23 protein-coding genes are annotated in these 23,681 nt (G+C 38.4%); 19 read left to right on the top strand and 4 right to left on the bottom strand.

From position 1 onward, the window contains the following. Window positions 1-238 precede the first annotated feature (238 nt). From HC725_RS15685 to rmf, 6 genes are all read left to right on the top strand, one after another. Window positions 239-781 carry a cell division protein ZapC gene (locus HC725_RS15685; protein ID WP_190332803.1) on the top strand — a complete coding sequence of 181 codons (543 nt, stop codon included), beginning with the start codon at window positions 239-241 and terminating at the stop codon, window positions 779-781. 598 nt (window positions 782-1,379) lie between these two features. Beyond that, window positions 1,380-3,518 carry a bifunctional 23S rRNA (guanine(2069)-N(7))-methyltransferase RlmK/23S rRNA (guanine(2445)-N(2))-methyltransferase RlmL gene (gene rlmKL, locus HC725_RS15680; protein ID WP_190332802.1) on the top strand — a complete coding sequence of 713 codons (2,139 nt, stop codon included), beginning with the start codon at window positions 1,380-1,382 and terminating at the stop codon, window positions 3,516-3,518. Between the two features lie 45 nt (window positions 3,519-3,563). Continuing rightward, window positions 3,564-3,887, top strand: a complete 324-nt coding sequence (locus tag HC725_RS15675) for a glutaredoxin family protein (protein WP_190332801.1) — start codon at window positions 3,564-3,566, stop codon at window positions 3,885-3,887. Beyond that, entirely contained in the window at window positions 3,874-5,808 is a 1,935-nt protein-coding gene (locus HC725_RS15670) for an ABC transporter ATP-binding protein (RefSeq protein ID WP_190332800.1), read from the top strand. The genes HC725_RS15675 and HC725_RS15670 overlap by 14 nt, the downstream gene beginning before the upstream one ends. Before the next feature lie 34 nt (window positions 5,809-5,842). After that, on the top strand, window positions 5,843-7,810 hold the full coding sequence (locus HC725_RS15665; RefSeq protein WP_194687989.1) for a DUF3466 family protein: 1,968 nt from the start codon (window positions 5,843-5,845) through the stop codon (window positions 7,808-7,810). Window positions 7,811-7,971: 161 nt separating this feature from the next. Continuing rightward, the gene (gene rmf / locus HC725_RS15660; RefSeq protein WP_190332799.1) at window positions 7,972-8,145 is read left to right on the top strand and encodes a ribosome modulation factor; all 174 of its coding nucleotides are present in this window, start codon (window positions 7,972-7,974) and stop codon (window positions 8,143-8,145) included. A gap of 136 nt (window positions 8,146-8,281) precedes the next feature. On the opposite strand, the gene fabA is transcribed toward rmf, so the two are convergent. Next, a complete protein-coding gene (gene fabA, locus HC725_RS15655) occupies window positions 8,282-8,806 on the bottom strand; it encodes a bifunctional 3-hydroxydecanoyl-ACP dehydratase/trans-2-decenoyl-ACP isomerase (protein WP_190332798.1) in 525 nt (174 codons plus the stop codon). Window positions 8,807-8,870: 64 nt separating this feature from the next. After that, on the bottom strand, window positions 8,871-10,541 hold the full coding sequence (locus HC725_RS15650; protein ID WP_190332797.1) for a S16 family serine protease: 1,671 nt from the start codon (window positions 10,539-10,541) through the stop codon (window positions 8,871-8,873). A gap of 230 nt (window positions 10,542-10,771) precedes the next feature. On the opposite strand from HC725_RS15650, the gene matP reads away from it, so the two are divergent. Continuing rightward, window positions 10,772-11,221 carry a macrodomain Ter protein MatP gene (gene matP / locus HC725_RS15645; protein WP_190332796.1) on the top strand — a complete coding sequence of 150 codons (450 nt, stop codon included), beginning with the start codon at window positions 10,772-10,774 and terminating at the stop codon, window positions 11,219-11,221. 167 nt (window positions 11,222-11,388) lie between these two features. Further along, window positions 11,389-11,685, top strand: coding sequence for a c-type cytochrome (locus HC725_RS15640; protein ID WP_190332795.1), 297 nt, complete (start codon window positions 11,389-11,391; stop codon window positions 11,683-11,685). A gap of 293 nt (window positions 11,686-11,978) precedes the next feature. Here HC725_RS15640 and HC725_RS15635 read toward each other — a convergent pair whose 3' ends face one another. Then, window positions 11,979-12,398: a hypothetical protein gene (locus HC725_RS15635; RefSeq protein WP_190332794.1), complete on the bottom strand. Its 420-nt coding sequence runs from the start codon at window positions 12,396-12,398 to the stop codon at window positions 11,979-11,981. 213 nt (window positions 12,399-12,611) lie between these two features. Between HC725_RS15635 and ccoN the strand changes: the two genes are divergently transcribed. From ccoN to ttcA, 11 genes are all read left to right on the top strand, one after another. Beyond that, window positions 12,612-14,042: a cytochrome-c oxidase, cbb3-type subunit I gene (gene ccoN / locus HC725_RS15630; RefSeq protein WP_190332793.1), complete on the top strand. Its 1,431-nt coding sequence runs from the start codon at window positions 12,612-12,614 to the stop codon at window positions 14,040-14,042. 12 nt (window positions 14,043-14,054) lie between these two features. Beyond that, the gene (gene ccoO / locus HC725_RS15625; RefSeq protein ID WP_190332792.1) at window positions 14,055-14,672 is read left to right on the top strand and encodes a cytochrome-c oxidase, cbb3-type subunit II; all 618 of its coding nucleotides are present in this window, start codon (window positions 14,055-14,057) and stop codon (window positions 14,670-14,672) included. A gap of 13 nt (window positions 14,673-14,685) precedes the next feature. Next, entirely contained in the window at window positions 14,686-14,868 is a 183-nt protein-coding gene (locus HC725_RS15620) for a cbb3-type cytochrome oxidase subunit 3 (protein ID WP_190332791.1), read from the top strand. After that, window positions 14,865-15,857 (top strand): cytochrome-c oxidase, cbb3-type subunit III, encoded by a 993-nt coding sequence (gene ccoP, locus HC725_RS15615; RefSeq protein ID WP_190332790.1) that lies wholly within the window; start codon window positions 14,865-14,867, stop codon window positions 15,855-15,857. Before HC725_RS15620 ends, ccoP begins: the two co-directional genes overlap by 4 nt. A 55-nt stretch (window positions 15,858-15,912) precedes the next feature. Then, window positions 15,913-16,392, top strand: a complete 480-nt coding sequence (locus HC725_RS15610) for a FixH family protein (RefSeq protein ID WP_190332789.1) — start codon at window positions 15,913-15,915, stop codon at window positions 16,390-16,392. Window positions 16,393-16,400: 8 nt separating this feature from the next. Then, a complete protein-coding gene (locus tag HC725_RS15605; protein ID WP_190332788.1) occupies window positions 16,401-18,809 on the top strand; it encodes a heavy metal translocating P-type ATPase in 2,409 nt (802 codons plus the stop codon). Then, entirely contained in the window at window positions 18,809-18,994 is a 186-nt protein-coding gene (ccoS, locus tag HC725_RS15600; RefSeq protein WP_190332787.1) for a cbb3-type cytochrome oxidase assembly protein CcoS, read from the top strand. Before HC725_RS15605 ends, ccoS begins: the two co-directional genes overlap by 1 nt. Then, window positions 18,991-19,662: a sulfite exporter TauE/SafE family protein gene (locus HC725_RS15595; RefSeq protein WP_190332786.1), complete on the top strand. Its 672-nt coding sequence runs from the start codon at window positions 18,991-18,993 to the stop codon at window positions 19,660-19,662. Before ccoS ends, HC725_RS15595 begins: the two co-directional genes overlap by 4 nt. A 138-nt stretch (window positions 19,663-19,800) precedes the next feature. Then, window positions 19,801-20,547, top strand: coding sequence for an FNR family transcription factor (locus HC725_RS15590; RefSeq protein WP_190332785.1), 747 nt, complete (start codon window positions 19,801-19,803; stop codon window positions 20,545-20,547). A gap of 161 nt (window positions 20,548-20,708) precedes the next feature. Beyond that, complete coding sequence (uspE, locus tag HC725_RS15585) at window positions 20,709-21,650, top strand: universal stress protein UspE (RefSeq protein ID WP_190332784.1); 942 nt, start codon at window positions 20,709-20,711, stop codon at window positions 21,648-21,650. Window positions 21,651-21,791: 141 nt separating this feature from the next. After that, entirely contained in the window at window positions 21,792-22,742 is a 951-nt protein-coding gene (ttcA, locus tag HC725_RS15580; protein WP_190332783.1) for a tRNA 2-thiocytidine(32) synthetase TtcA, read from the top strand. 271 nt (window positions 22,743-23,013) lie between these two features. On the opposite strand, the gene HC725_RS15575 is transcribed toward ttcA, so the two are convergent. Further along, window positions 23,014-23,610 (bottom strand): DUF2987 domain-containing protein, encoded by a 597-nt coding sequence (locus HC725_RS15575; protein WP_342365959.1) that lies wholly within the window; start codon window positions 23,608-23,610, stop codon window positions 23,014-23,016. Window positions 23,611-23,681 lie beyond the last annotated feature (71 nt).

The following is a 23,681-nucleotide window of genomic DNA, read 5'->3' as shown; positions in this document are numbered from 1 at the left end:
AGCTGGAATATTAGAAATTAGCAATAGCTGAGCAAATAAGTGGATCAATATTAAAACGGTGAATTTTTAAAAAAGTGGATCAGATTTCAACTGGTGTTGACAGTTTTAGCCAAAAAGAGGAAATTTGTTTTCCTCTTTTTTTTTGCCCAACCGTTTGTAAAATGAATAAATACCTAAGGGATAGACGAAAGAAGTAGAGTGTCTATTTTCACTTTATTTTTTAAAGGGGCAGAGGACAATGCTTAAACCAAGTGATACATGGAAATGGTATTACAATGAAACCACCAAGGCCCTAATGTTGGATCTTGGGCAGGACATGGTTTTCAGCGTAAACATTCAGGCTAAAATGCTCGTTAATAATGCATTTGAATCTAATGAATTCTCTATTGATGATGCGAATAGCTTCCATACCTTTAGAGAACAAGTTGATGCTCTCCCTTTATCTGAGCCTCGTAAAGCTGAGCTAGCACTAAATAGTGTAGCTGCACGTCGATTTCATAAGCCAGTACAGCCTAAAAGCTGGTTCTTTTCTTCTCAAGGTGGGGACTTCATACCTGAAGAAGGCGAGATTGTTCATCTGCGTAACTGTTATGATGAAGGCTTGTTCATGGTTGTAGAAGTAGGTGAAACAGCCAGTATATGCGTATCTGTTTCATTAAGAGACTTTAGCTTAACAGAATCAAAAGTAATGCAATTTGGTGAACCTATTAAGGTTATGCACGATAGATTTGCTAAAGCTTATCGGCAGCATCAAGTTAATACTTACGCAATGGTTGGCTAAACGTTTATCAACTTATCTTATTTTGTTCCTTGTTGTTTTTCTGTCGGCTTTCTTTGCCGGCTTTTTTTTGCCTCAAATACCAATGATATATTTCTATATTGCCATTCTTAGCTAATTCTATTCGGCTTTAAGCCAGCTACTTGGTCATGACACTTCATATTTAGAATGTTCTTTTTGCATAAAGCAGGGAAGGATTTGGGTATAAAGTGCGATTACATTGATGCCTAAGCCATTTATTTTCATAAAACGCCAATTATTTTAAATTATTTCAAGCCCCTTTTTGTGCTAAAAATAGCAGCTTCCACGCTCTAAATTCCTCATTTATAGGCATTTCGTAATAAAGAAACACCAATAATTTACAGTTGGTATAGTCCAGTTCTTGGTTGAATATAAATGCAAATAAGTGCTTACTGCCAGTATTTCTTTTTGTTTTCGGTATGCGCAATGTGCATGTATTGGTTTGAAGGTATGTTAATTAAAAAATAAAACTGGAATCAGAGAGATAAAGTTAAATGTACTAACAGGTGAGAGATGTTCGCATCTGTATGGCGTTTCAGTATATAATCGCGGTCCATTTACCAAGTTACTGACCGAGATAATGAATCAATTTTTAGCTATCACATCTAACGGCCTTGAAAACCTTCTTGCTGACGAGCTTACACAGTTAGGCATTACTGATGCGAAACCAGTTCAAGCTGGGGTACGCTTTACTGCAAGCAACGCTCAAATTTATCGTTGCTGCTTATGGAGCCGTTTAGCGTCTCGTTTTGTGAAAGTCCTTTCCGAGTTTTATTGCAATGATGATATGGATTTATATCTCTCGGCGTCAGCAGTAAATTGGTCAAGTCACTTCTCAGTTGATAAGCGCCTTATTGTTGATTTTAACGGGACTAATCGAGAGATCCGTAATAGCCAATACGGAGCGATGAAAGTTAAAGATGCCATCGTTGATAGCTTTACTAAGAAAGATTTAGGCCGCCCTGATATTAGTAAGGAACAACCTGATCTTCGAATTCATGTCCGGCTACATCGCGATCGCGCTATCTTGGGAATCGATATGGTTGGCCTAGGATTACATCAACGTGGTTATCGTACAGAAGCGGGGGCTGCACCTTTGCGTGAAACTCTAGCGTGTGCGGTCATTTTACGCAGTGGGTGGGACAGTTCGCTGTCATTACTCGACCCTATGTGCGGTTCAGGAACACTATTAATTGAAGCTGCATTGATGGCTGCGAATATGGCGCCAGGTATGCAACGTCCTAAGTGGGCATTTGAAGCATTAAATGATTTTGAATCCGAAACATGGACAGAAATTAAAGCCGAAGCCAGTGTTCAGGGCCGAAAAGGTCTTAAATCGCTAACTAATACTCAGTTCTTTGGTGTTGATAATGATCGTCGTGTTATGCAAGCCGCAAAAGATAACGCTAAGCGTGCAGGTTTAGGCGATATCATCCAATTTCAATTAGGTGATGCGGCTAAGCTAGAAAAGCCTGCTGATTTTGATACTGGTGTTGTTATTTGTAATCCACCATATGGCGAACGTTTAGGTACAGAACCTGGTTTGATCGCGCTCTACACTGAATTAGGCGCCCGTTTAAAAAGTGAATTTTCAGGTAGCCAAGCCTCTATATTTTCAGCAAGTGATGAACTATTAAGTTGCTTGCGTATGCGTGCTGATAAGCAGTATAAGTTGAGTAACGGTGCGTTACCCTGTCACCAAAAAAACTATTCTATTACTGGTCGAGTTAATCCCGATGGGGAAACGCCTCGTCAAGCCGAGCGAGAAGAAGCTCAAGTTGCTCCAGAGTTTGCTAATCGCTTGAAAAAGAATATCGCTAAAATTGGTAAGTGGGCAAAACGAGAGCAATTAGATTGCTACCGTGCCTACGATGCTGATCTGCCGAATTATAATGTCGCTATTGATTTGTATCTCGATCAAGTCGTTATTCAAGAGTATGCGCCACCAAAAACTATTCCTGAAGAAGTGGCTAAACGGCGTCTTACCGATATTATCCGAGCCACAATCCAAGTGTTAGGTGTGGACGCGAATAAGGTTGTTTTAAAAACGCGTGAGAAGCAAAAGGGTAAGCGTCAATACCAAAAGCTTTCTCAAGATTCTGAATACTTACAAGTTAATGAATACGGTGTGAAATTACTGGTTAATCTACAAGATTATTTAGATACCGGTTTATTTTTAGATCATAAATTAACTCGCCGTCGCCTAGGGCAAATGTCAGCAGGTAAAGATTTTTTAAATTTGTTCGCTTATACAGGTAGTGCGAGCGTACATGCTGCGGCGGGCGGTGCTAAATCCACTACAACCGTCGATATGTCGAATACCTATTTACAGTGGGCTCAGCGTAATATGGAACTTAATGGTTTCACTGGCAATGCACATCAATTTGAACAGGCTGATTGTTTGCAATGGCTTAAACATGAAGATCGCCAATTTGACTTGATTTTCATCGACCCACCGACATTTTCAAACTCAAAGCGTATGGAAGATACCTTTGATGTTCAACGTGACCACTTGAATTTAATGGAAAACCTGAAACGTCTCATGCGTCAAGATGGCATCGTTGTGTTCTCTAATAATAAACGTCAATTTAAGATGGATTTAGAGGGGTTAACTGAGTTAGGTTTACAAGCTGAAAATATATCAGAAAAGACTCGGCCATTAGATTTCGAACGTAATAAGCATATTCATAATTGTTGGATTATTACTCATCAAAAATAGTGTTCCTACTCGAAAGGAATATTTTCAATAGAACAGGAATTATATGTGTTAACGCTTTACTCAACATCAGGCTGTCATTTATGCGAAATGGCATTTAGCCAACTACAACAACTTAATCTCGGTGATAAAGTTGATGTTGTTGATATTGCCTTTGATGATGAATTGTTTTCTAGTTACGGTGTCACCATTCCTGTTCTTGCTTTTGATAAAGATCACGTTGAAAAAACAAAGATACAAAACATTGATTATCAAGCTGTTGCATCCGAAAGAACGGCTAACCCAAAAGAAGCTCTTCAACCGATTGAGTTATTTTGGCCTTTTAATATTGAAGAATTACAAGTGTGGTTAAAACAAAATGGCATTAATTAGTATCCATAATGGTCAGTTGGCTTTTGGCGATCATCCTTTATTAGATAAAGCTGATTTTTCATTACAACAAAACGAAAGAGTTTGTTTGGTTGGCCGCAATGGCGCAGGCAAGTCTACTATGATGAAAGTCCTATCTGGTGAAATCATTATGGATGATGGGAAAATTCAAATTACACAAGATGTGGTTGTTTCTCGTTTAGAGCAAGATCCGCCACGTAATGCAGAAGGCACTGTTTATGATTATGTTGCTGAAGGTGTTGCTGAAGTTGGCGCGTTACTGAAAGAATATCACCATCAACTCGATATAATGATGGAAGACCCCTCTGAAAAAAACATCAACCGTCTTGCTAAGGTTCAAGAGCAACTTGACCATAATGATGGCTGGCGTTTAGAAGACCGCATCAAAAACATCCTTGCATCTTTATCTTTAGATGAGAATGCTTTACTTACTAGCTTATCAGGTGGTTGGCAGCGTAAAGCCGCTTTAGCTCGAGCGCTAGTATGCGATCCTGATGTATTGCTATTAGATGAGCCAACCAACCATTTAGATGTGACTACGATTGAATGGTTAGAAGCATTTCTAAAAGACTTTCGTGGCTCTATTATCTTTATCTCGCATGACCGTGCATTTATCCAATCAATGGCGACACGTATTATTGATTTGGATCGTGGTAACTTGAGTTCTTTCCCTGGGAATTACTCTCAATACCTTATCGATAAAGAAGAGGCATTACGCGTTGAAGAAATGCAAAATGCCGAATTTGATAAGAAACTGGCTCAAGAAGAAGTATGGATCCGTCAAGGTATCAAAGCTCGACGTACTCGTAATGAAGGACGTGTGCGTGCTCTAAAACAGTTGCGAGAAGAGCGTTCGGATCGACGTGAAGTCGTAGGTAAAGCCAATATTCAAATAGATGAGTCGAACCGTTCTGGTAAAATCATATTTGAGGCTGAAAATATTAATTACCAAATTGATGGCAAGACCATTGTCAAAGACTTCAGCTTTAATATCATGCGCGGTGATCGCATTGCACTTATTGGACCAAATGGTTGTGGGAAAAGTACGTTATTGAAGCTTCTACTTGACCAATTAAAACCAGATTCTGGCCGTTTACATTGCGGTACTAAATTAGAAGTGGCGTATTTCGACCAATATCGTGAAATTCTAGATCCTGAAAAAACGGTTATGGATAACTTAGCCGACGGAAAACAAGAAGTCACAGTCGGAGGTCGCACTCGTCATGCTCTAGGGTATTTGCAAGATTTCTTGTTTGCGCCTAAACGTGCTCGAACACCAGTAAAAGCACTCTCTGGTGGTGAGAAAAACCGTTTACTATTAGCAAAATTATTCCTTAAATCGAACAATTTATTAATACTCGATGAGCCAACCAATGATTTAGATATCGAAACATTGGAACTTTTAGAGGATTTACTTGCCAACTATCAGGGTACTTTGCTTCTTGTTAGTCACGATCGTCAATTTGTTGATAATACAGTGACAACCAGCTGGATTTTTGAAGGTGAAGGTAAGATTGAAGAATTTGTCGGTGGGTATCACGATGCTCAAGCTCAACGTTTACAAGTTTTGGCTACTAGAGGTGATACTGTAACTAACAGTTCACCGGCTAAAGAAGCAGCAAAAGAAAGCACAGCAGTTGAAGAAAGTCCTAAACCTCAACCGATAGAGACGAAATCGAAGAAGTTATCTTATAAACTGCAACGAGAACTCGAAGCTTTACCTAAAGTATTGGAAACTCTTGAAGCCGAAATAGAACAATTGCAATCACAAGTTAATCAACCTGATTTCTTTGCCCAGAGTAGCGATAAGACACAATCTATATTAGATCGTTTACACGCTGCTGAACAAGAATTAGAAACTGCATTTGAGCGATGGGAAGAACTGGAATCGATGCAGAGCTAATAATTATTAGCACTATTATGGAACTAAGCTATTAATGATTTCAAAAACAACATTTAAATTAACATTTATTGCCGCCTCATTATTGGCGGCTCACTCTGCTTCTGCTGCTATTTATAATGTAGTTGAAGTTACGCCAGACATTAAAGCCAATCAATATTATGGTAGTGCTATTGAATCTAAGGGTATTGATTTAACAACGGCTACCGATGCTGATAAGTTAGGCTGTTTTGCATCAGGTGTAACATGCGATAATTTTTCGTTAGCCGGTGAAACACGCAATAGTACAGAAGGTCTTCCATATAAAGATGAAGTACCGTTTAAAGTTGATAATACGTTTACCTATTTAGACCGTGACGATTTAGAAAATTATTGCTATAGGCAGCTTGGCTATGATACGTGTGATAGTTGGGCTGATGATCAATGGTATGGCGGTGGCGATAAATCAGCTGGAGGATTAGAGCGAGAACGTAGGGCTTTTTATGATGCTAATTATAAGAGTAATGCGTCGGCGTTCGACTCATCAGGAATACTCACAGCTCCAATTAAAGCTGATCATATTCCTGGTGGTGGTTCAGCTGTCCCCGGTACTGCCAATACGGTGATTACTAATTTAGTTGACGGTGACACGCCAATTGGAATTACCAGTAGCGGTTATTTTGACGTTAATGGTAATTATGCACTCGCATTCCGCCAACGTGGTTTCTTCGGTGGTTCCCAATTATTACCGAGCCAGGATGATGCCCAACCTTTTGTAGTTAAACAAATGGGGCGCACCTTTGCTTACGATTCATTTGCGTATGATGATGGAACTGGTAGTAAAACTTATGTGGTGGGCTCGGCCTCTGTAGCTCCTTTTAATAATAATGATGATGATAAAAATTACGGTGGTGATTTAAGCCAATGTACAACATCAAATGATCCTGCATCACTGATGGATTGCCAGAACTTTGCCTTTGCAACACAAGCGTATTATTGGGATGTTACTAGCACTACGCCTGATGCTGTAGTAGAGGGAGATGCAGTTTCTAGTTGGATAGGACAAGCAACAACAGAACCAAATCGTGATGACTCAGCTGCTCAAGGTAGTGCTCGTACTGCTGCGGTGTCGGATGTGGCTGCATTCGATGGGTTGCCTGTTCTTGCTGGGTTCAATACACGTCGTGATGATGATAATTTATTAATGGAAGCCGCTGTTTTCTATCCAACAACTTCAGATGGTTTTACTGTTAGCGAAAATGCTTGGACAAGTGTTTTTGTTAATGGCGCAGGCGTAGAAGATGATGGCGATTATATTTACAGCAACAGCTTAGTTAAAGCAATGAACCGCAATTTAATTGCTATTGGTGAAACGAAACGTAGTGGTCGCTATCCAGATAGTGGCGCGGCTAATAATCGTTTGTTTTATACCGATGCAGCGACAGGTTCTGCAAATAAATCACCTAATGCCGTCTACTTAACTGGCGATATCTTCTTTTCTGGTGCGGGTGGTGAGGCCAATGATATCAACAATTTTAATGAAGTTGTTGGTTCTATTGATGCTGAAAAAGATCGAGAGACCGATGGTAAACAACGTCGCCGTCGTGGATTCATTGACCCATTGAATTTAACTGGAACAAATGCTGAACGTTTGGCTATTTTCCAAGGCAAATCATGGTGGTTAGATAATTTAACTAATGGTGATAATGCAGACTCTAAAAATAATCAATACCGTATTATTAATGCTACTGGTATTAATGATGATGGTGTTATTTCAGCTACCGCGCTGAAATGTGCAGGTGGTTATGATAATACAACCCATAATTCATATTGTGGGGACGGTAATGGAGAAGAAAAACTTGTTGCGGTTAAACTGGTACCTATTGCGGGAACGACTAGTTCCGATATTACCGCTAGAGGTGGAGAGAATCCTAAAGTAGAGCGTTCTGCGGGTAGCATTGGCGTTTTGGCTTTAGCCTTATTAGGTTTTATTGGTTTTAGACGTAAAAGTTCCGTAAAAAAATAGTTTAAGCGTTAAACTTTGTCAAAGTTATCGGACTATCACAAAAAGATAGTCCGATTTTTTTTGATCTTGAGAAAAGGTCAAAACTGTCCGACACTTTAAAAGTGCTGTTATAAATAGCAGCTCATAGCTATTTTCTAAATTTAAAGTAAGAGGATTGTACTATGAAGAGACAGAAACGCGATCGTTTAGACAGAGCCCAATCTCAAGGTTATAAAGCTGGCTTAAATGGACGTTCGATGGATGACTGCCCATATCAACAAACAGATGCTAAATCTAATTGGCTTGGTGGTTGGCGTGATGCTCGTGATGATAAACATTCGGGCATGATTAAATAACTCAATATAAACAGCCTTGGCTCCATTGGGTTATTTTAATGGAGCCTTTATTTTACTATTATAATGCACTATAACTAAATATCGTGGTTAAAATAAATCAGCGATAAACGCTGACTTATCCATTAACTCTATTTAATTAGAAAGAAGAAGTATCTTGGAATAATCCTACTTTCAAATCTTTCGCGACATAAATTTCTTTACCATCAACTAATACGCGTCCATCGGCTAAGCCCATCACTAAACGGCGATTTACAACTCGCTTCATGTGAATTTCGTAAGTCACTTTTTTAGCTGTCGGTAATACTTGCCCAGTAAATTTAACTTCACCAACACCTAAAGCACGACCTTTACCTTCGCCGCCAACCCAACCAAGGAAGAAACCAACAAGCTGCCACATAGCATCGAGACCAAGACAACCAGGCATAACCGGATCACCAGGAAAATGACAATCAAAAAACCACAAATCTGGAGTGATATCGAGTTCAGCAACAATTAAACCTTTACCAAAATCACCTGAACCAGCTTCGTCAGTAATGGTAGGGATGCGATCCATCATTAGCATGTTTGGTGCAGGAAGTTGTGGGCCTGTAGGGCCAAATAATTCACCTTGGCTTGATGCTAAAAGGTCGTCACGATTATATGAGTTACGTTTATTTTGCATTATTAAATTACTCCAAAAATAGTCTGTGTATCTTAGTGAACACGTGTAAGCTAAACAAGTCCGATCAGTAAATACCTAAAATATTTTTGACCTTATTCAAAAATCCAAAGGACATATTCTCTGGCTTATCAAATAGCTCAATGCGTTCAGATATTTTATTCAATATGGTATCTTCTTCTTCACCACGAAAGGCCTTTCCAAAAATTAATGGTAAAGCTTCATCAACTGACTCAACGGACCATAAATGAAATTGTTCATTTTTAATGGCACTAACGACATCTTTATGTAAAGAAAGATGTTTTAAATTCGTTTTTGGTAGAACGACACCTTGATTTCCAGTTAATCCTTGATGCTGACATACATGAAAGAAACCTTCAATTTTTTCATTTAAACCACCAACGGCTTGCACTCGACCAAATTGATCCACCGCGCCTGTCACCGCAATTTGTTGGTTAATAGGGCATTCAGAAAGGGCACTAACTAAAGAGCAAAGTTCAGCAAGTGATGCACTATCACCGTCAACTTCGCTATAAGACTGCTCAAATACAATTGAAGCCGCGAAAGGGAGTGCCTCTTGAAGGTTAAGTGCGCTACTTAAAAAAGCCTGCATAATCATCATGCCTTTCGCATGTAAATTACCACCTAATTCCGCTTTTCGTTCAACATCGGAAACATCACCATCACCGAAATGTATAACACAAGTAATACGCGCAGGCTCTCCATAAGTGACAGGGTGACCTGGGATTTCAATGACCGTTAACCCGTTGACTTGACCAATTCGCTCACCTTGAGTTTCGATTATTACCTGTCCATCCAAAATGTCATCCAGTGCACGCTGAGGTAAATACGACTGTCTATATTCTTTATTATCAATGGCTTGTTGTATGTGTACAGCCTCTATCGGTGCTTGGTTCGATTCAATAGCAGACTCAGCTAATATATTTCTAAGCCAGATTGGACATAACGGCATGCGCTGTTGATCTTCTGTTTGTCTCGCCGCTTCATTTAGCAATTCCTGCCAAGCAGCTAAACCTATAGGAAGAGGTAGTTTCGCTTGGGTTGCCAATCCAGATATGTAGCTTAAATATAAAGCTAATGAAGAATGGTCTAGCTTTAAATCTTCTTCAATTTCAGCAAATAAACATAATTGTGTGCGAATATCGGCATCAAATATATCTAAATCACCTAGCTGCATTCGGTCGCCAACAATCACAAGTTTGATATCATAAGTCTGAGTTGGTTGTTCAGACAGTATGTGCTTAGGATCAGAAGAGATTGGTGAGCATGGGTAACCTAAAACTGCAGCTTTTAATATTGGCCAGATTCGTGGGTTCGCTAAAATAATATTGGACGAAATTATAAGATAGCCATGGTTTGCTTGTTGCAATAAACCTAGTGATTGTTGCTTAATTTCACCATCAACAGCTTCATATTGACCAAATAAAATTTCTGGCTCAATACTTTCAGTACAAATAATTGGAGCCGTTTTAACGATTTGATTATTTGCTTGTAATTCAAATAATGAATTTTGAATAAACTGTCTATACACGAGGTTATCGGGAGAGTTCACAAGTAAAAATCGGGTAAAACCATTAAGTTTTTCAAACTGAGTAAATGCAGCTTTTAGCCGCGGTTGCATCGTTAAAAAACTTACCGCCTCATGAGAGGAAGAAGAAAGTATATCTTCATATTGAGAGAAGTCAGGTATTGCAGATTGCCAAGGCTCTTTAATCATTCGTAATTTGATTTCAATAAGTCTATAAAGGGTAGGAAGTATATAGAAAAATAGCCTAACCTTATAGCGGTTTGTTATTCAATGGACTGGATTTAAATGGAAAGTGAAAGCAATTTAACCTTACTTATAAATAATCTTTCAAAACATACCATTATGTGATCATAAATGTTGAGAAAAAGCCCAAGGATGGTTACGCTGTCACCATAAATAAGGACAATAAAGGACTAGTGATGAAATATCAGCAATTAGACAATTTAGAATGTGGTTGGAAGTGGCAATATTTAATCCGTAAATGGAAAGACGGGGAATTAATCACTCGGTATCAAGATACTAGTGAATCCATGGCAGCAATTGAAGGTTTAAAAAAACTTGAGCACCAACCAAATCAAGTGCTTAATTGGATGGATGAACATATGAATCCCGATCTTCATAACAAAATGAAGCAGGCGATTCGAGCGAAAAGAAAGCGTCACTTTAACGCAGAGCATGTGCATACAAAGAAAAAATCCATTGATTTAGATTATGCCGTATGGGAGAAGCTATCTGAACGTTCTCAGGAACTGGGCTGTACATTATCAGATGCAATTGAATATTTAGTCTCTGAGGCATCCCGTAGTGAAAAAGCCAATAAAAAAGTCTCTAACCTTAAGGCTGACTTAAGTAAGCTTCTCGATTTTTAATACATTACAAAACAGTATTTTTTAATTTTTTCTTTGATGAAGATTACATTTTTACCAATGAATTTTTGAATTCTTTCATTTCAATGCTAGATTGTATACATCTTTGTTTTTATAATTGTCGTAGTTTGTATGGAAATATAAAGCTAAATTCACTGGAGTAATGAAATATGAAAAAACTGTCTTTTATTGTATTAGCGATATTAGTTGCCACGCCAGCATTCGCCGCTGACATTGCTGCCGGAAAGGCTAAAACAGCAGTCTGCGCGTCTTGTCATGGTCCAGATGGTAAAGCTTTGGTTCCTACTTATCCTAATTTACACGGGCAGAATGCTGCTTATTTAGAGAAACAGTTAAAAGCATTTAAGTCTGGTGATCGAGTAGACCCTGTAATGAAACCAATGGCCAGCATGCTATCTGATGATGACATCAAAAATGTTGCTGCTTATTATCAAAGTTTAAAATAAAAGTATTAGGGCTGTTGAATTTCATACCAACAGCCAAATTATTTGACAAGCATATGGCTATTTAGTAAAACCTTAGACTGAAAAATCTCCTATAATTCAATTGCTTAACAATGTTTCGAAGCCTAAAGCTAGATTGAGCCATATAAGTAGAGACAGGTTTAATGCTAGAGTAAATTACTAAATTGGACCAACACACATACTAAGTACGCATTATGTATATTATGTTAAATGTAGGGTCTTATTATGTGACTTAACTATTCACTCGACTATCTCACATGCTAGTTTTATCTTAATTAACTGTCTGACGTTTTCTGCTTGTTTAAGTAAATCAAAATAGATTTTCCATTTGGTACTGATAGCAACCATTCTGATCTTATTGGTAAATTAATGTCTATTATCCAATCTCGTAACTTAAGGTTTACCTTACTGGATTTTAATAACGTTGAACTAATAATTATTGTTTCAAGGCTCTGCCTAGGTTTTTCTTTTGAACTTAGTGAAATCATAATTTTAGAAGGCGAAAATTCACTAAATGTTACATCTAGTTTCATTTTTTCTATCTGTATAAAACAAGACTCGTTTATTTGGCACTCAATAGCTGATTTACCTTTGCTTTCATAGTGATAGCTACGCCAAGTGAATGCCACTAGCAACACTGTGAATATTGCTATAATTTGTGCAAGTCTTGCTTTTGTCAGTTTTTCAGCTGCCATGTCTATATTCCTATGTAACTTACTTCAAACTTTTAGGAAGAAGTACGATTAACCTATTGGTATCTCAGGTATAGTAACGATGAAAATGTTGCTTTTATTTAAAATCATTGTTGCTAGTTGGTGTTTTAACTTGGCATTATGATTTGGGTAATATTACAACACTATTTTAGTGTTGATGCTATGTAGTTAATTATAAGATTGGAAGCATTCAAGATGAGCCAAGAACATCAGCTTGAGCATGATTATAACTACACGGTTGTACGTCAATTTGCCTTAGTTACAATACTTTGGGGAATTGTTGGTATGAGCGTTGGGGTTTTAATTGCTGCTCAATTAGTTTGGCCACAGCTTAACTTTGATACGCCGTGGTTAACGTACAGCCGTTTACGTCCTTTACATACCAATGCAGTTATATTTGCATTTGGCACTAGTGCCCTATTTGCATCATCTTATTATGTTGTGCAAAGAACATGTAAAACCCGCCTCTTTGGTGGATTGTTAGTACCCTTCACTTTCTGGGGATGGCAGGCAATAATCTTAGCCGCTGTTATCTCTCTACCTTTGGGTTATACAACCAGTAAAGAATACGCAGAATTAGAATGGCCAATTGATATTGCGATTGCGATTGTTTGGGTCTCTTATGCGATAGTCTTCTTTGGAACCTTAGTTAAAAGAACAACATCACATATTTATGTTGCTAACTGGTTCTTTGGTGGCTTTATTCTGACCGTTGCTGTTCTTCATATTGTTAATAGCATGGCCATTCCGGTTTCCTTTGGAAAGTCTTACTCCATTTACTCTGGTGCTGTCGATGCTATGATTCAGTGGTGGTATGGACATAATGCGGTTGGCTTCTTGCTAACTGCTGGTTTCTTAGGAATGATGTATTACTTCGTGCCAAAACAAGCAGAACGCCCAGTTTACTCTTACCGATTATCAATAGTACATTTCTGGGGACTGATTTCTCTTTATATTTGGGCTGGTCCTCATCATCTTCACTACACTGCTCTTCCTGACTGGACCCAATCTCTAGGTATGGTCATGTCTATCCTATTATTTGTCCCATCTTGGGGGGGGATGATTAACGGTATTATGACTTTATCCGGTGCATGGCATAAATTACGTTATGACCCCATTCTTCGCTTTCTAATTGTTTCATTATCTTTCTATGGTATGTCTACCTTTGAAGGCCCGATGATGGCAATTAAAACGGTCAATGCTCTGTCCCATTATACTGACTGGACTATTGGTCATGTCCATTCTGGCGCATTAGGCTGGGTTGCTATGGTCACGATCGGTTCTCTTTATCATTTGATTCCAAAGCTATTTGCTCAAGAGCGGATGTATTCAATTAAATTGATTAACGTGCATTTCTGGCTTGCCACTATCGGTACTGTTTTGTATATCGTGGCGATGTGGATTTCAGGTGTCATGCAAGGTTTGATGTGGCGTGCGGTTAATTCTGATGGAACATTGACGTATAGTTTTGTTGAAACCGTTGAGGCTTCTCACCCTTTCTATCTAGTTCGCTTTATCGGTGGTGTCATTATTGTATCAGGTATGCTTTTGATGGCTTACAACACATACAAAACTATTAGCGCACCAGATAATAGCTTGAAATCTATTCCACAACCGGCTTTATAAGGAGGCTATCGTATGAGTTCTAATAAGAATCGCCATTCAATAGTCGAGAAAAACGTCGGTTTATTGGCAATTTTAATGGCATTTGGCATTAGTTTAGGTGCATTAGTCGAAATCACTCCACTAATGTTCCAGAAACAAACTACAGAGCCTGTTGAAGATTTAAAACCTTACACTGCTCTGCAAATGGAAGGTCGCGATATTTATATTAAAGAAGGCTGTCATGTTTGCCATAGCCAGATGATTCGTCCATTTAGAGCTGAAACTGAGCGATATGGTCACTACTCTGTTGCTGGTGAGTCAGTATGGGAGCATCCATTTTTATGGGGATCAAAGCGTACCGGACCTGATTTAGCCCGTGTAGGTGGTCGCTATTCTGATGAATGGCATCGTGTACATTTAATAGATCCTCGAGAAGTGGTTCCTGAATCAATCATGCCTGGTTATCCGTGGCTTGCTGAAAACAAACTTACCGGTGAATTAACAGAAAAGAAATTGCGTCTTTTCCGTGATTCATTTGGTGTCCCATATACCGATGAAGATATTTCGAATGCCAAAAAAGATGTAGAAGGTAAAACAGAGCTAGATGCTCTTATTGCTTACCTTCAATCACTTGGCCATGCGATGAAATAAGGAGCGCAATCAAATGGATATTATAGCTATGCATAGTATTTGGACTGTTGTTCTTTTCATTAGTTTTTGCGGCGTAGTTTGGTGGGCTTACGGAAGTAAAAAGCGCCAATCGCGCTTTGATGAAGCAGCCAACATGATTTTTGATGATGAACCTGCTGCACAAGAGAACAAAAAACAAGGGGGAATGGAGCTATGACTACATTCTGGAGCGTCTGGATCACAGTTATTACTTTAGGCACCATCTTCGGTATTGCTGCGATTTTGATCTGGTGTTTAAAAGATAAGATGGGAGTGGAGGAAGGCGAAGATATGGGCCATGAATACGATGGTATTCGTGAACTTAATAATCCGCTGCCCAAATGGTGGACTTACCTATTCTTCTCCGCTTTTCTTTTTTCAGCCGTCTATTTAGCCTTATTCCCTGGTTTAGGTAATTTCCCAGGCTTATTAGGTTGGACAAGTTCACCTCAACAGGTAAGAACGGTAGCTGAATTGAATGCCGCGATTGAAAACGCACAAGATAATAAACAGTTAGATCAATATGCCAGAGAATTAGATTCTGCGAATAAATTTTATGGTAAATCCTTTAAGCGTTTAGCCTATAACGAAGCAGGTACCGGTTATAAGCCTACGGCTGAGATAGCTTCAGATCCAGCAGCATTAAAAGTAGGACAGAATTTATTTTTACAAAACTGTTCTCAATGCCATGGTTCTGATGCTCGTGGGCAAAAAGGCTTTCCTAATTTAACCGATAGCGCATGGTTATATGGTGGTGAGCCAGAAGCTATTATCACGACGATTAAATATGGTCGTCATGGTGCAATGCCAGCTTGGGGAGAGTTATTAGGTGAAGATGGTACACGTGATGTTGTGAGTTACGTTTTGAGTTTATCTGGACGTAAAGTCAACGCTCGTGAAGCTGCTGCTGGTAAAATTCGTTTTGCTTCATGCATTGCCTGTCATGGAACCGATGGTAAAGGTAACCCTGCATTCGGAGCACCTGATTTGACTGATAATGACTGGTTATTCGGTGATTCACGAGCAGATGTTACTGAAACCGTTATGTACGGTAGACAAGGCGTAATGCCAGCATGGGAAAATATTCTAGGTGAAGATAAAGTGCAATTAGTTGCAGCTTACGTCTGGAGTTTAAGTAATTCCCAATCTACTGAGCAAAAAAAATAATAACATGTTCAAACAGCCTCGATCTGGGGCTGTTTATTTGCCCTACGAGTATATTATGCAAAAACCTTGGTATAAGCAGTTCTGGCCGTGGTTCCTTTTATTCCTTCCACTGTCTGCCGTTGTTGGTAGTTTTGTGACCTTAGGCCTATTTGTTAAAAATAGCGTTAATCTGGTCTCTGAAGATTATTATAAAGAAGGTAAAGGTATTAACGTCGACTTAACTAAAATTCATGTAGCAAAAGCTTTTAAGCTAAAAGCCTCCGTTATTTCAACCGCAACGGGTATTGAAGTTACTTTAGATAGAGGTTCATTAACATTCTATCCTGCTCTCAATGTATCGTTTACTCATCGAACATTACCGGATCGCGATTTTGAGCAAACGATCACATCAGATGCGCATGGGCGATATCGCATCAGTTTATCATCACCCATTCAAGGCCCATGGTTTGTGAAACTTCAACCTCATGATAGTGAATGGTTAATTCAAGGCAAAGTTACCTTTCCTTCAGAATCTCCGACCATTTTACTAAATTAAGGCTCATCATGATAAAAAAATCGGCATCAAAAGAATGCTATCACTGCGGTGATATTGTTCCCGATAAAGCCAGTTTTAGCATTGAGATTTTAGGAGAGCTTAGGGATATGTGCTGCCCTGGGTGCCAATCTGTCGCCCAAACCATTATTAGCAGCGGATTAGTTTCTTATTACCAATATCGCACCGCAACTGCTGAAAAAGCGGACCTAGTCCCTGAGCAACTTAAAGAGCTGATCCATTACGATAATAAAGAAGTGCAGAGTGAATTTGTTCGCTATAGCGAGGATATTTCCGAGATAACACTCTCATTAGAGGGGATATCATGTGCGGCCTGTGCTTGGTTAATTGAAAAACAATTAGGCTCTCAGGGTGGTGTTATTCAAATAAGAGTCAATATAACGACCAGCCGCGCCATTTTAAGTTGGGATGACACTCAAACACAACTAAGCCAACTTCTCAAAATCATTCACCAGTTAGGTTATAAAGCGGCACCATTTGAGCCAAATAAACAAGAGGAAGGCTATCATCAAATGATGAAGCAATACCTTTATCGTCTTGGGGTTGCGGGGTTAGCCACAATGCAAGTCATGATGCTGGCTGTTGCTTTGTATTTTGAAGTATTTTCAGATCTAGATAGTGAGTTCAAACAATATCTACGCTACGTAAGTTTGATTTTCGCAACTCCAGTATTACTTTATTCCGCTCAACCTTTTTACCTTAATGCATGGCGTAGTTTAAAAGCTCGCAGTTTAGGCATGGATGTTCCCGTATCAATTGCTCTTATTTTTGCGTACACCGCAAGTTTGTGGGCGACGATAGCAGGAAAAGGTGAAGTATTTTTTGAATCCATATCAATGTTTACTTTTTTCTTACTTATTGGCCGATTTTTAGAAATGCGGGCTCGTCGAAAAGCCGCCACAGCAAGTGCAAACTTATTGAAATTGATCCCTGCCATGGCAAGAAAAATCGATGGTTCACAAATTCCAGTCAGAAGTTTACAAATTGGTGATATTGTTCGAGTTCTACCTGGCGAGCATATTCCGGCTGATGGAAAAATAATCAATTCGACAACTCAAGTTGATGAATCTATGTTAACTGGCGAATCTATCCCTGTATTAAAAACAGTTGATGACTTTGTCTTTGCTGGCACTATCAATGTTGATGAATCTTTTGATTTAGAAGTCACGCGCTATAAAGCTGATTCTATGATTTCTAATATTGTTCGTCTTCAAGATGAAGCTGAATTCTCAAAGCCTAAAATTGCAGAAATAGCGGATCGTATTGCTAAATATTTTGTTGCTACCATTCTCATTGTTGCATTACTTACTTGGGTTTACTGGCATCAATATCAGCCAGAATCTGCATTTTGGATTATGCTTTCCGTATTGGTAGCAACCTGCCCTTGCGCGCTTTCATTAGCAACACCAACAGCAGTAACCTGTGCAACTTCCCGTTTAGGGAACCTAGGTATTTTATTACGTAAAGGCCATGTATTTGAAACTTTATGTAAAGTGAATCATATTGTAATAGATAAAACTGGCACTCTCACTACTGGTGAAATCCATATAGATCAAACGACATTAAGCTCATTGGCTATCGAGAGAAATCTAACCACATTACAATGTTTAAGTATTGCCGCAGGTTTAGAGCAACATGCCAATCACCCCATCGCAAAGGCATTTCATGATAAGTTGGATACTTCTATAGAGTTTACTCAGGTGAATAATATTATAGGTTCTGGTTTGTCTGGATTCTACCAAAATCAGGAGTGGCGTATTGGAACATTGGAATTTTCCTTAGTGCATCCATCGCCACAAGCAGTGAAACTATCATCAAAAGCTTCGACTATTTATTTAACATCAAATGGTCAATTGATTGCTAGCTTTGAATACAGTGACCCCATTCGACCTGAAACGCCTGATTTTATTCAAGCGATACAATCTAAAGGATTGGATATCAGCATCTTAACGGGCGATACTGAATCTAGCGCCAGTAAAGTAGCGAAGAGTTTAGGTGTTAAAGATTATGTTTTTCAAGCTAAACCGGAAGACAAACTGAATTATTTAAAAGAGCTGAATAAAACTAAAATAACGTTAATGATCGGGGATGGTATAAATGATGCCCCTACTTTGGCAGGTTCTCACTTATCTGTAGCGATGGGTGGAGGTTCAGATGTTGCTAAAGCATCCGCTGATATGGTTCTTTTGGGTGATAAACTAGACCGAATCTTAGGTGCTAGGCAGTTAGCTCTTTTTACTCGCCGTATTATCAGGCAAAATCTTGCTTGGGCACTTGGATATAATCTCGTTATTTTACCTCTTGCCGTCATGGGATTTGTTGCACCATATATTGCAGTATTAGGAATGTCTGTCAGCTCTATTATTGTAGTTACCAATTCATTAAGGCTATTAAAATAATGGAAAGCTTATATATTTTAATCCCTATTGCTATCGTCTTTGTATGCATTGCGGTTGCAATTTTCATCTGGGCAGTGAAAAGTGATCAGTTTGATGATCTCGATCGCCAAGGACACAGTATTTTTTTTGATGACAACGAAGATAAACCGAAAGTAAACCATCAATCGGATGAAAAGGCACCATGATACAAGACTGGATTGCGGCTTTTTTGATTGGTGTATTAGGTGCTGGTCATTGTATGGGAATGTGTGGTGGTATAGCAGGGTTAATGAATTTGGGTCAAACCTCAATAAAATCTAACTGGCTCAATCCCCTTTTCTATAACCTAGGTCGAATCTCAAGTTATAGCCTAATAGGTGCACTTATTGGGGGGTCTTTATCAACGGTCATACAATATTCAGGCGTCAATAATTCCTTGGTATGGCTACGGATCATGTCGTCTTTATTTATGATTATTCTAGCCCTCTATATTGGGCAGTGGTGGCAAGGATTACTCCATATAGAAAAGGCTGGACAACACATATGGAAGTATATATCACCAATAGGGCAGAAGCTTTTGCCTATTAAGCACCCTATCTATGCCATTCCTTTTGGGTTTATCTGGGGCTGGTTGCCTTGTGGTTTGGTGTATTCAATGCTGACCTGGTCTGCTGCCGCAGGTAGTGCCAAACAAGGGGCTTTAGTTATGCTATCTTTTGGTTTAGGTACTCTTCCTTTAATGCTTGCTGTTGGGGTTAGTACTGGAAAGTTAAAAACTTGGCTTCGTCTATTGTTTATTCGCCGATTAGGTGCTGCATTTCTCTTCATTTATGGTCTGTTTCAATTGTATGAATCACTTTTTAAGCTTTTATGAAAATTTAAAACTTTATATAAGAAATTAAAAAAATCATATTGTTACTGATTAAACCAACCACCTATTACTTTCAACTATCCTTTGGGTTTAGATACTGCTAAAATATTGATGCATATCAATTATAACGCTTGGTAATTTATGATTTCAGATAATTCAAAAACGAAACCTGTCCAATCTGGCGGCTGTGCAATTCATTGTCAGGATTGCAGTATCAGCCAGCTATGCATTCCTTTCACCTTAAATGATTCTGAACTGGATCAGTTAGATGAAATTATTGAGCGAAAAAAGCCGATTCAAAAAGGCCAAGAAATCTTTAAAGCAGGTGATGAGCTTAAATCTTTATATGCGATTCGATCTGGCACGATCAAAAGTTACACAATTACGGAACAAGGTGATGAACAAATCACTGCATTCCATCTTGCGGGTGATTTAATTGGTTTTGATGCAATTAACGAAAATTCACACCCAAGCTTTGCACAAGCACTTGAAACGTCCATGGTATGTGAAATACCATATGAAAACTTAGATGACCTATCAGGTAAAATGCCTAAATTGCGTCAACAAATCATGCGTTTGATGAGTAATGAAATCAAAGGCGATCAGGATATGATTCTACTGCTTTCAAAGAAAAATGCAGAGGAACGCTTAGCTGCATTTCTTTTTAGTCTATCAACACGTTTTTCTCAACGTGGTTTCTCCCCTCGAGAGTTTCGTTTAACCATGACTCGTGGTGACATTGGTAATTATCTTGGTTTAACTGTTGAAACTATCAGCCGCTTATTAGGCCGCTTTCAAAAAAGCGATATTTTAGCGGTTAAAGGCAAATACATTACGATTAATAACCATGATGAACTACAGAAGTTAGCTGGTGTAGTGAATGATTAACAATCGTCAAATCAAATAGTTAAAAGGTCGAATATATGATGTATTCGACCTTTTTCTTTTTAAAGATTGATCTATGTACTTAAAAAATAAACAAGATTCAGCTACAGTTAGTGAGAGACAAACTCGTATATTGATTATATTGAAAAGTTAAGGAAGCTGTTATGGATGAATATAAAAGCATTTTAGTCGTAGCTGACGTCAACAACACTGAGCAATCTGCACTTTCACGTGCTTTTCAAATTGTTCGAGATCTCCCAACCTCTACACCTATTACTTTCTTTCTTTCAATTTATGATTTCTCTTATGACATGACATCAATGTTATCTTCTGATGAACGTGATGCTATGCGTCGAGGTGTAATACAACAACGTGAAGAGTGGATGAAGGAGGTTTCCGCACCTTACGTTCAAGCTGGTATTCAGTTCACGATTAAAGTTATTTGGCATCATCGCCCATTTGAGGCAATCATTGGTGAGATATTTGCGGGTGAGCATGATTTACTTCTGAAAGCGACGAGAAAGCACGATACCTTAGAGACTGTATTTTTCACACCGACTGATTGGCATTTATTACGTAAATGCCCTTGCCCTGTTCTATTAGTCAAAAATCATGATTGGCCTCTCAATGGGAGTATTGTCGCCTCCGTTCATGTTGGATCTGAAAGTGAATCACATGTATCACTAAATCACTATATGACAGAACAAGCCATTAAGTTTTCAAAGCCCCTTAATGCAGAGGTTTATTTAGCAAACTCTTACCCCGTTACTCCAGCAAATGTGACGGTTGAGTTACCTGAATTTGATCCAACTTCTTATACTGATGCTGTTCGAGGTTTTCATTTAACCTCAATGAAGGCACTGCGACAAAAATATGGGATTGATGAAGAACATACTCGTGTTCTTGAAGGACTCCCCGAAGATGTTATCCCTAAAGTCGCTATGGAAGTTAGTGCAGGGCTTGTTATTATAGGCACAACAGGAAGAACTGGATTATCTGCGGTCTTTATAGGTAACACCGCGGAAAATGTCATCGATAAAATTAACTGTGATATTCTTGCCCTTAAACCGCACGGTTATATCAGCCCACTCGATCCTAATAATTAAGTAATCATTACATTATCCACTACTCTAAAAGAGCAACTACGTCGTATTGCTCTTTTATTATTTGTGGGTATGATACTGCCTTCATTTATGTATTGAAAATATGTACTACATAAGCGTTTAGGTAAGTTAAGGTCTATCATCATGAGTTCAAATAAAAATATCACACCAGAAGCTAAATCTGAGGCTAAAACCAAACAGTATGACTTCAATAAGCTACAAAAACGTATTCGTCGTAGTACCGGACAAGCCATTGCTGATTATAATATGATTGAAGATGGTGATCGTATCATGGTGTGCTTATCTGGTGGGAAAGATAGTTTTACCATGCTAGATATATTAATGAGTTTAAAGAAGAGTGCTCCTGTTAACTTTGATCTGATTGCAGTAAATCTAGACCAAAAACAACCAGGCTTTCCTGATCATATTCTTCCTTCTTACCTTAATGAACTAGGTGTTGAGTACAAAATCGTCACTGAAGATACTTATTCAATTGTTAAAGATAAAGTCCCTGAAGGTAAAACTACATGTTCTTTATGCTCACGTTTACGTCGTGCCATTTTATATCGTACAGCTAAAGAAATTGGCGCTACAAAAATTGCCTTAGGCCATCATCGCGATGATATTTTAGAGACATTATTCCTGAACATGTTTCATGGTGGAAAATTAAAAGCGATGCCACCAAAACTGGTTTCCGATAATGGCGAGCATGTTGTCATTCGCCCATTAGCTTATTGCCGTGAAAAAGATATTATCAAGTATTCCGATTTACGTGAATACCCTATCATTCCGTGTAATTTATGTGGTTCACAGCCAAATTTACAACGCCAAAATATTAAGCAAATACTTAATGAATGGGATAAACGCTTTCCTGGTCGAATTGAAACTATGTTTAAAGCTGTACAAAATGTAGTTCCAAGCCATTTAGCCGACTACGACCTATTTGATTTTAAATCCATAGATCGTGATTCTGGAGTTATTAATGGTGGGGATATTGGTTTTGATAAAGAAGAAATGCCACAACTCTCTGTAATGCCAGATGAAGATGTCATACGTTTTGATCCTAAAATGCAGTTAGATGTTAGTAATATCTAACTAACCTGAACTCTGAATAAGAACGTCTATAGTCTATTTTCATCGTTTACAGAGCAACACAGGAATTTGGATGTATAACTTGGAAAAATCATGAATAAAATACCTGAACTATTACGCTAATTTAAGTAAATTAGGCTCTAAAAGAACACATTGTTTGGCTTTAATCACCCAAAATTCAAATTAAATGTATCAAATTTAAAAACCGAATGAATACTTTTGTATCCATTCGGTTTCTAAGATTAGTATTTCGTAAACAGACAACGAAAACATTCTATTTTTCTAATAATGGAAGTGTTCTAAATGTTGGTTTAGGAAGGTGTAAAATAGAACCTGGTTTTAACTCTGCTAGCTTAATCAATGCCTTACCATTTCTAATTTCAATGTCCTGCCCATCTGTGACAGCAATCCACCCAGTATTTAAATTAGAAAATTCAAGTGTCAAGCCAACAATATCTGGTGAAAACCAACGAGAAAACATACCGCCTAAATCATCAAGCATATTATCCATTTGAGGTACTAAGCTTTTTACTTTATCGTAATTGATATCACCAGATAAAGGCTGCTTAGTCATCACTACCATCGAGAAATCACACTGTTTTCCCTCTTCAGTATTAATGTAAACCAAAGGTCCTACTTGGCGTAAATTATCATCTAGAGGAACAATCAATTCTTGATTATCAGGAATATGAAACTCTTCATAGTGTTTTTCCTTTTCCATCCAAGCCTTATCAATACGACATAGATTCGATGAATCATGCTGTTGAAAGAAAAATGCCACTTTAATATCGGGGTGTCCTTCCTCTGTATTATTCTTCATTTGTGTATACAACTTAGAATAATTGTCACCACCAGTGCAAAAATGATCCACTAACACCAATTGAAAATTGATCCACTTGGTATCATTCAGTTTTAACAAAACTGGATGGTGATTATGTTAAC

Source organism: Vibrio sp. S17_S38 (assembly GCF_014694375.1).
GTDB lineage: Bacteria > Pseudomonadota > Gammaproteobacteria > Enterobacterales > Vibrionaceae > Vibrio.
The sequence above is the reverse complement of the archived record's forward strand: the minus strand, read 5'-3'. Positions and strand labels throughout refer to the sequence as shown.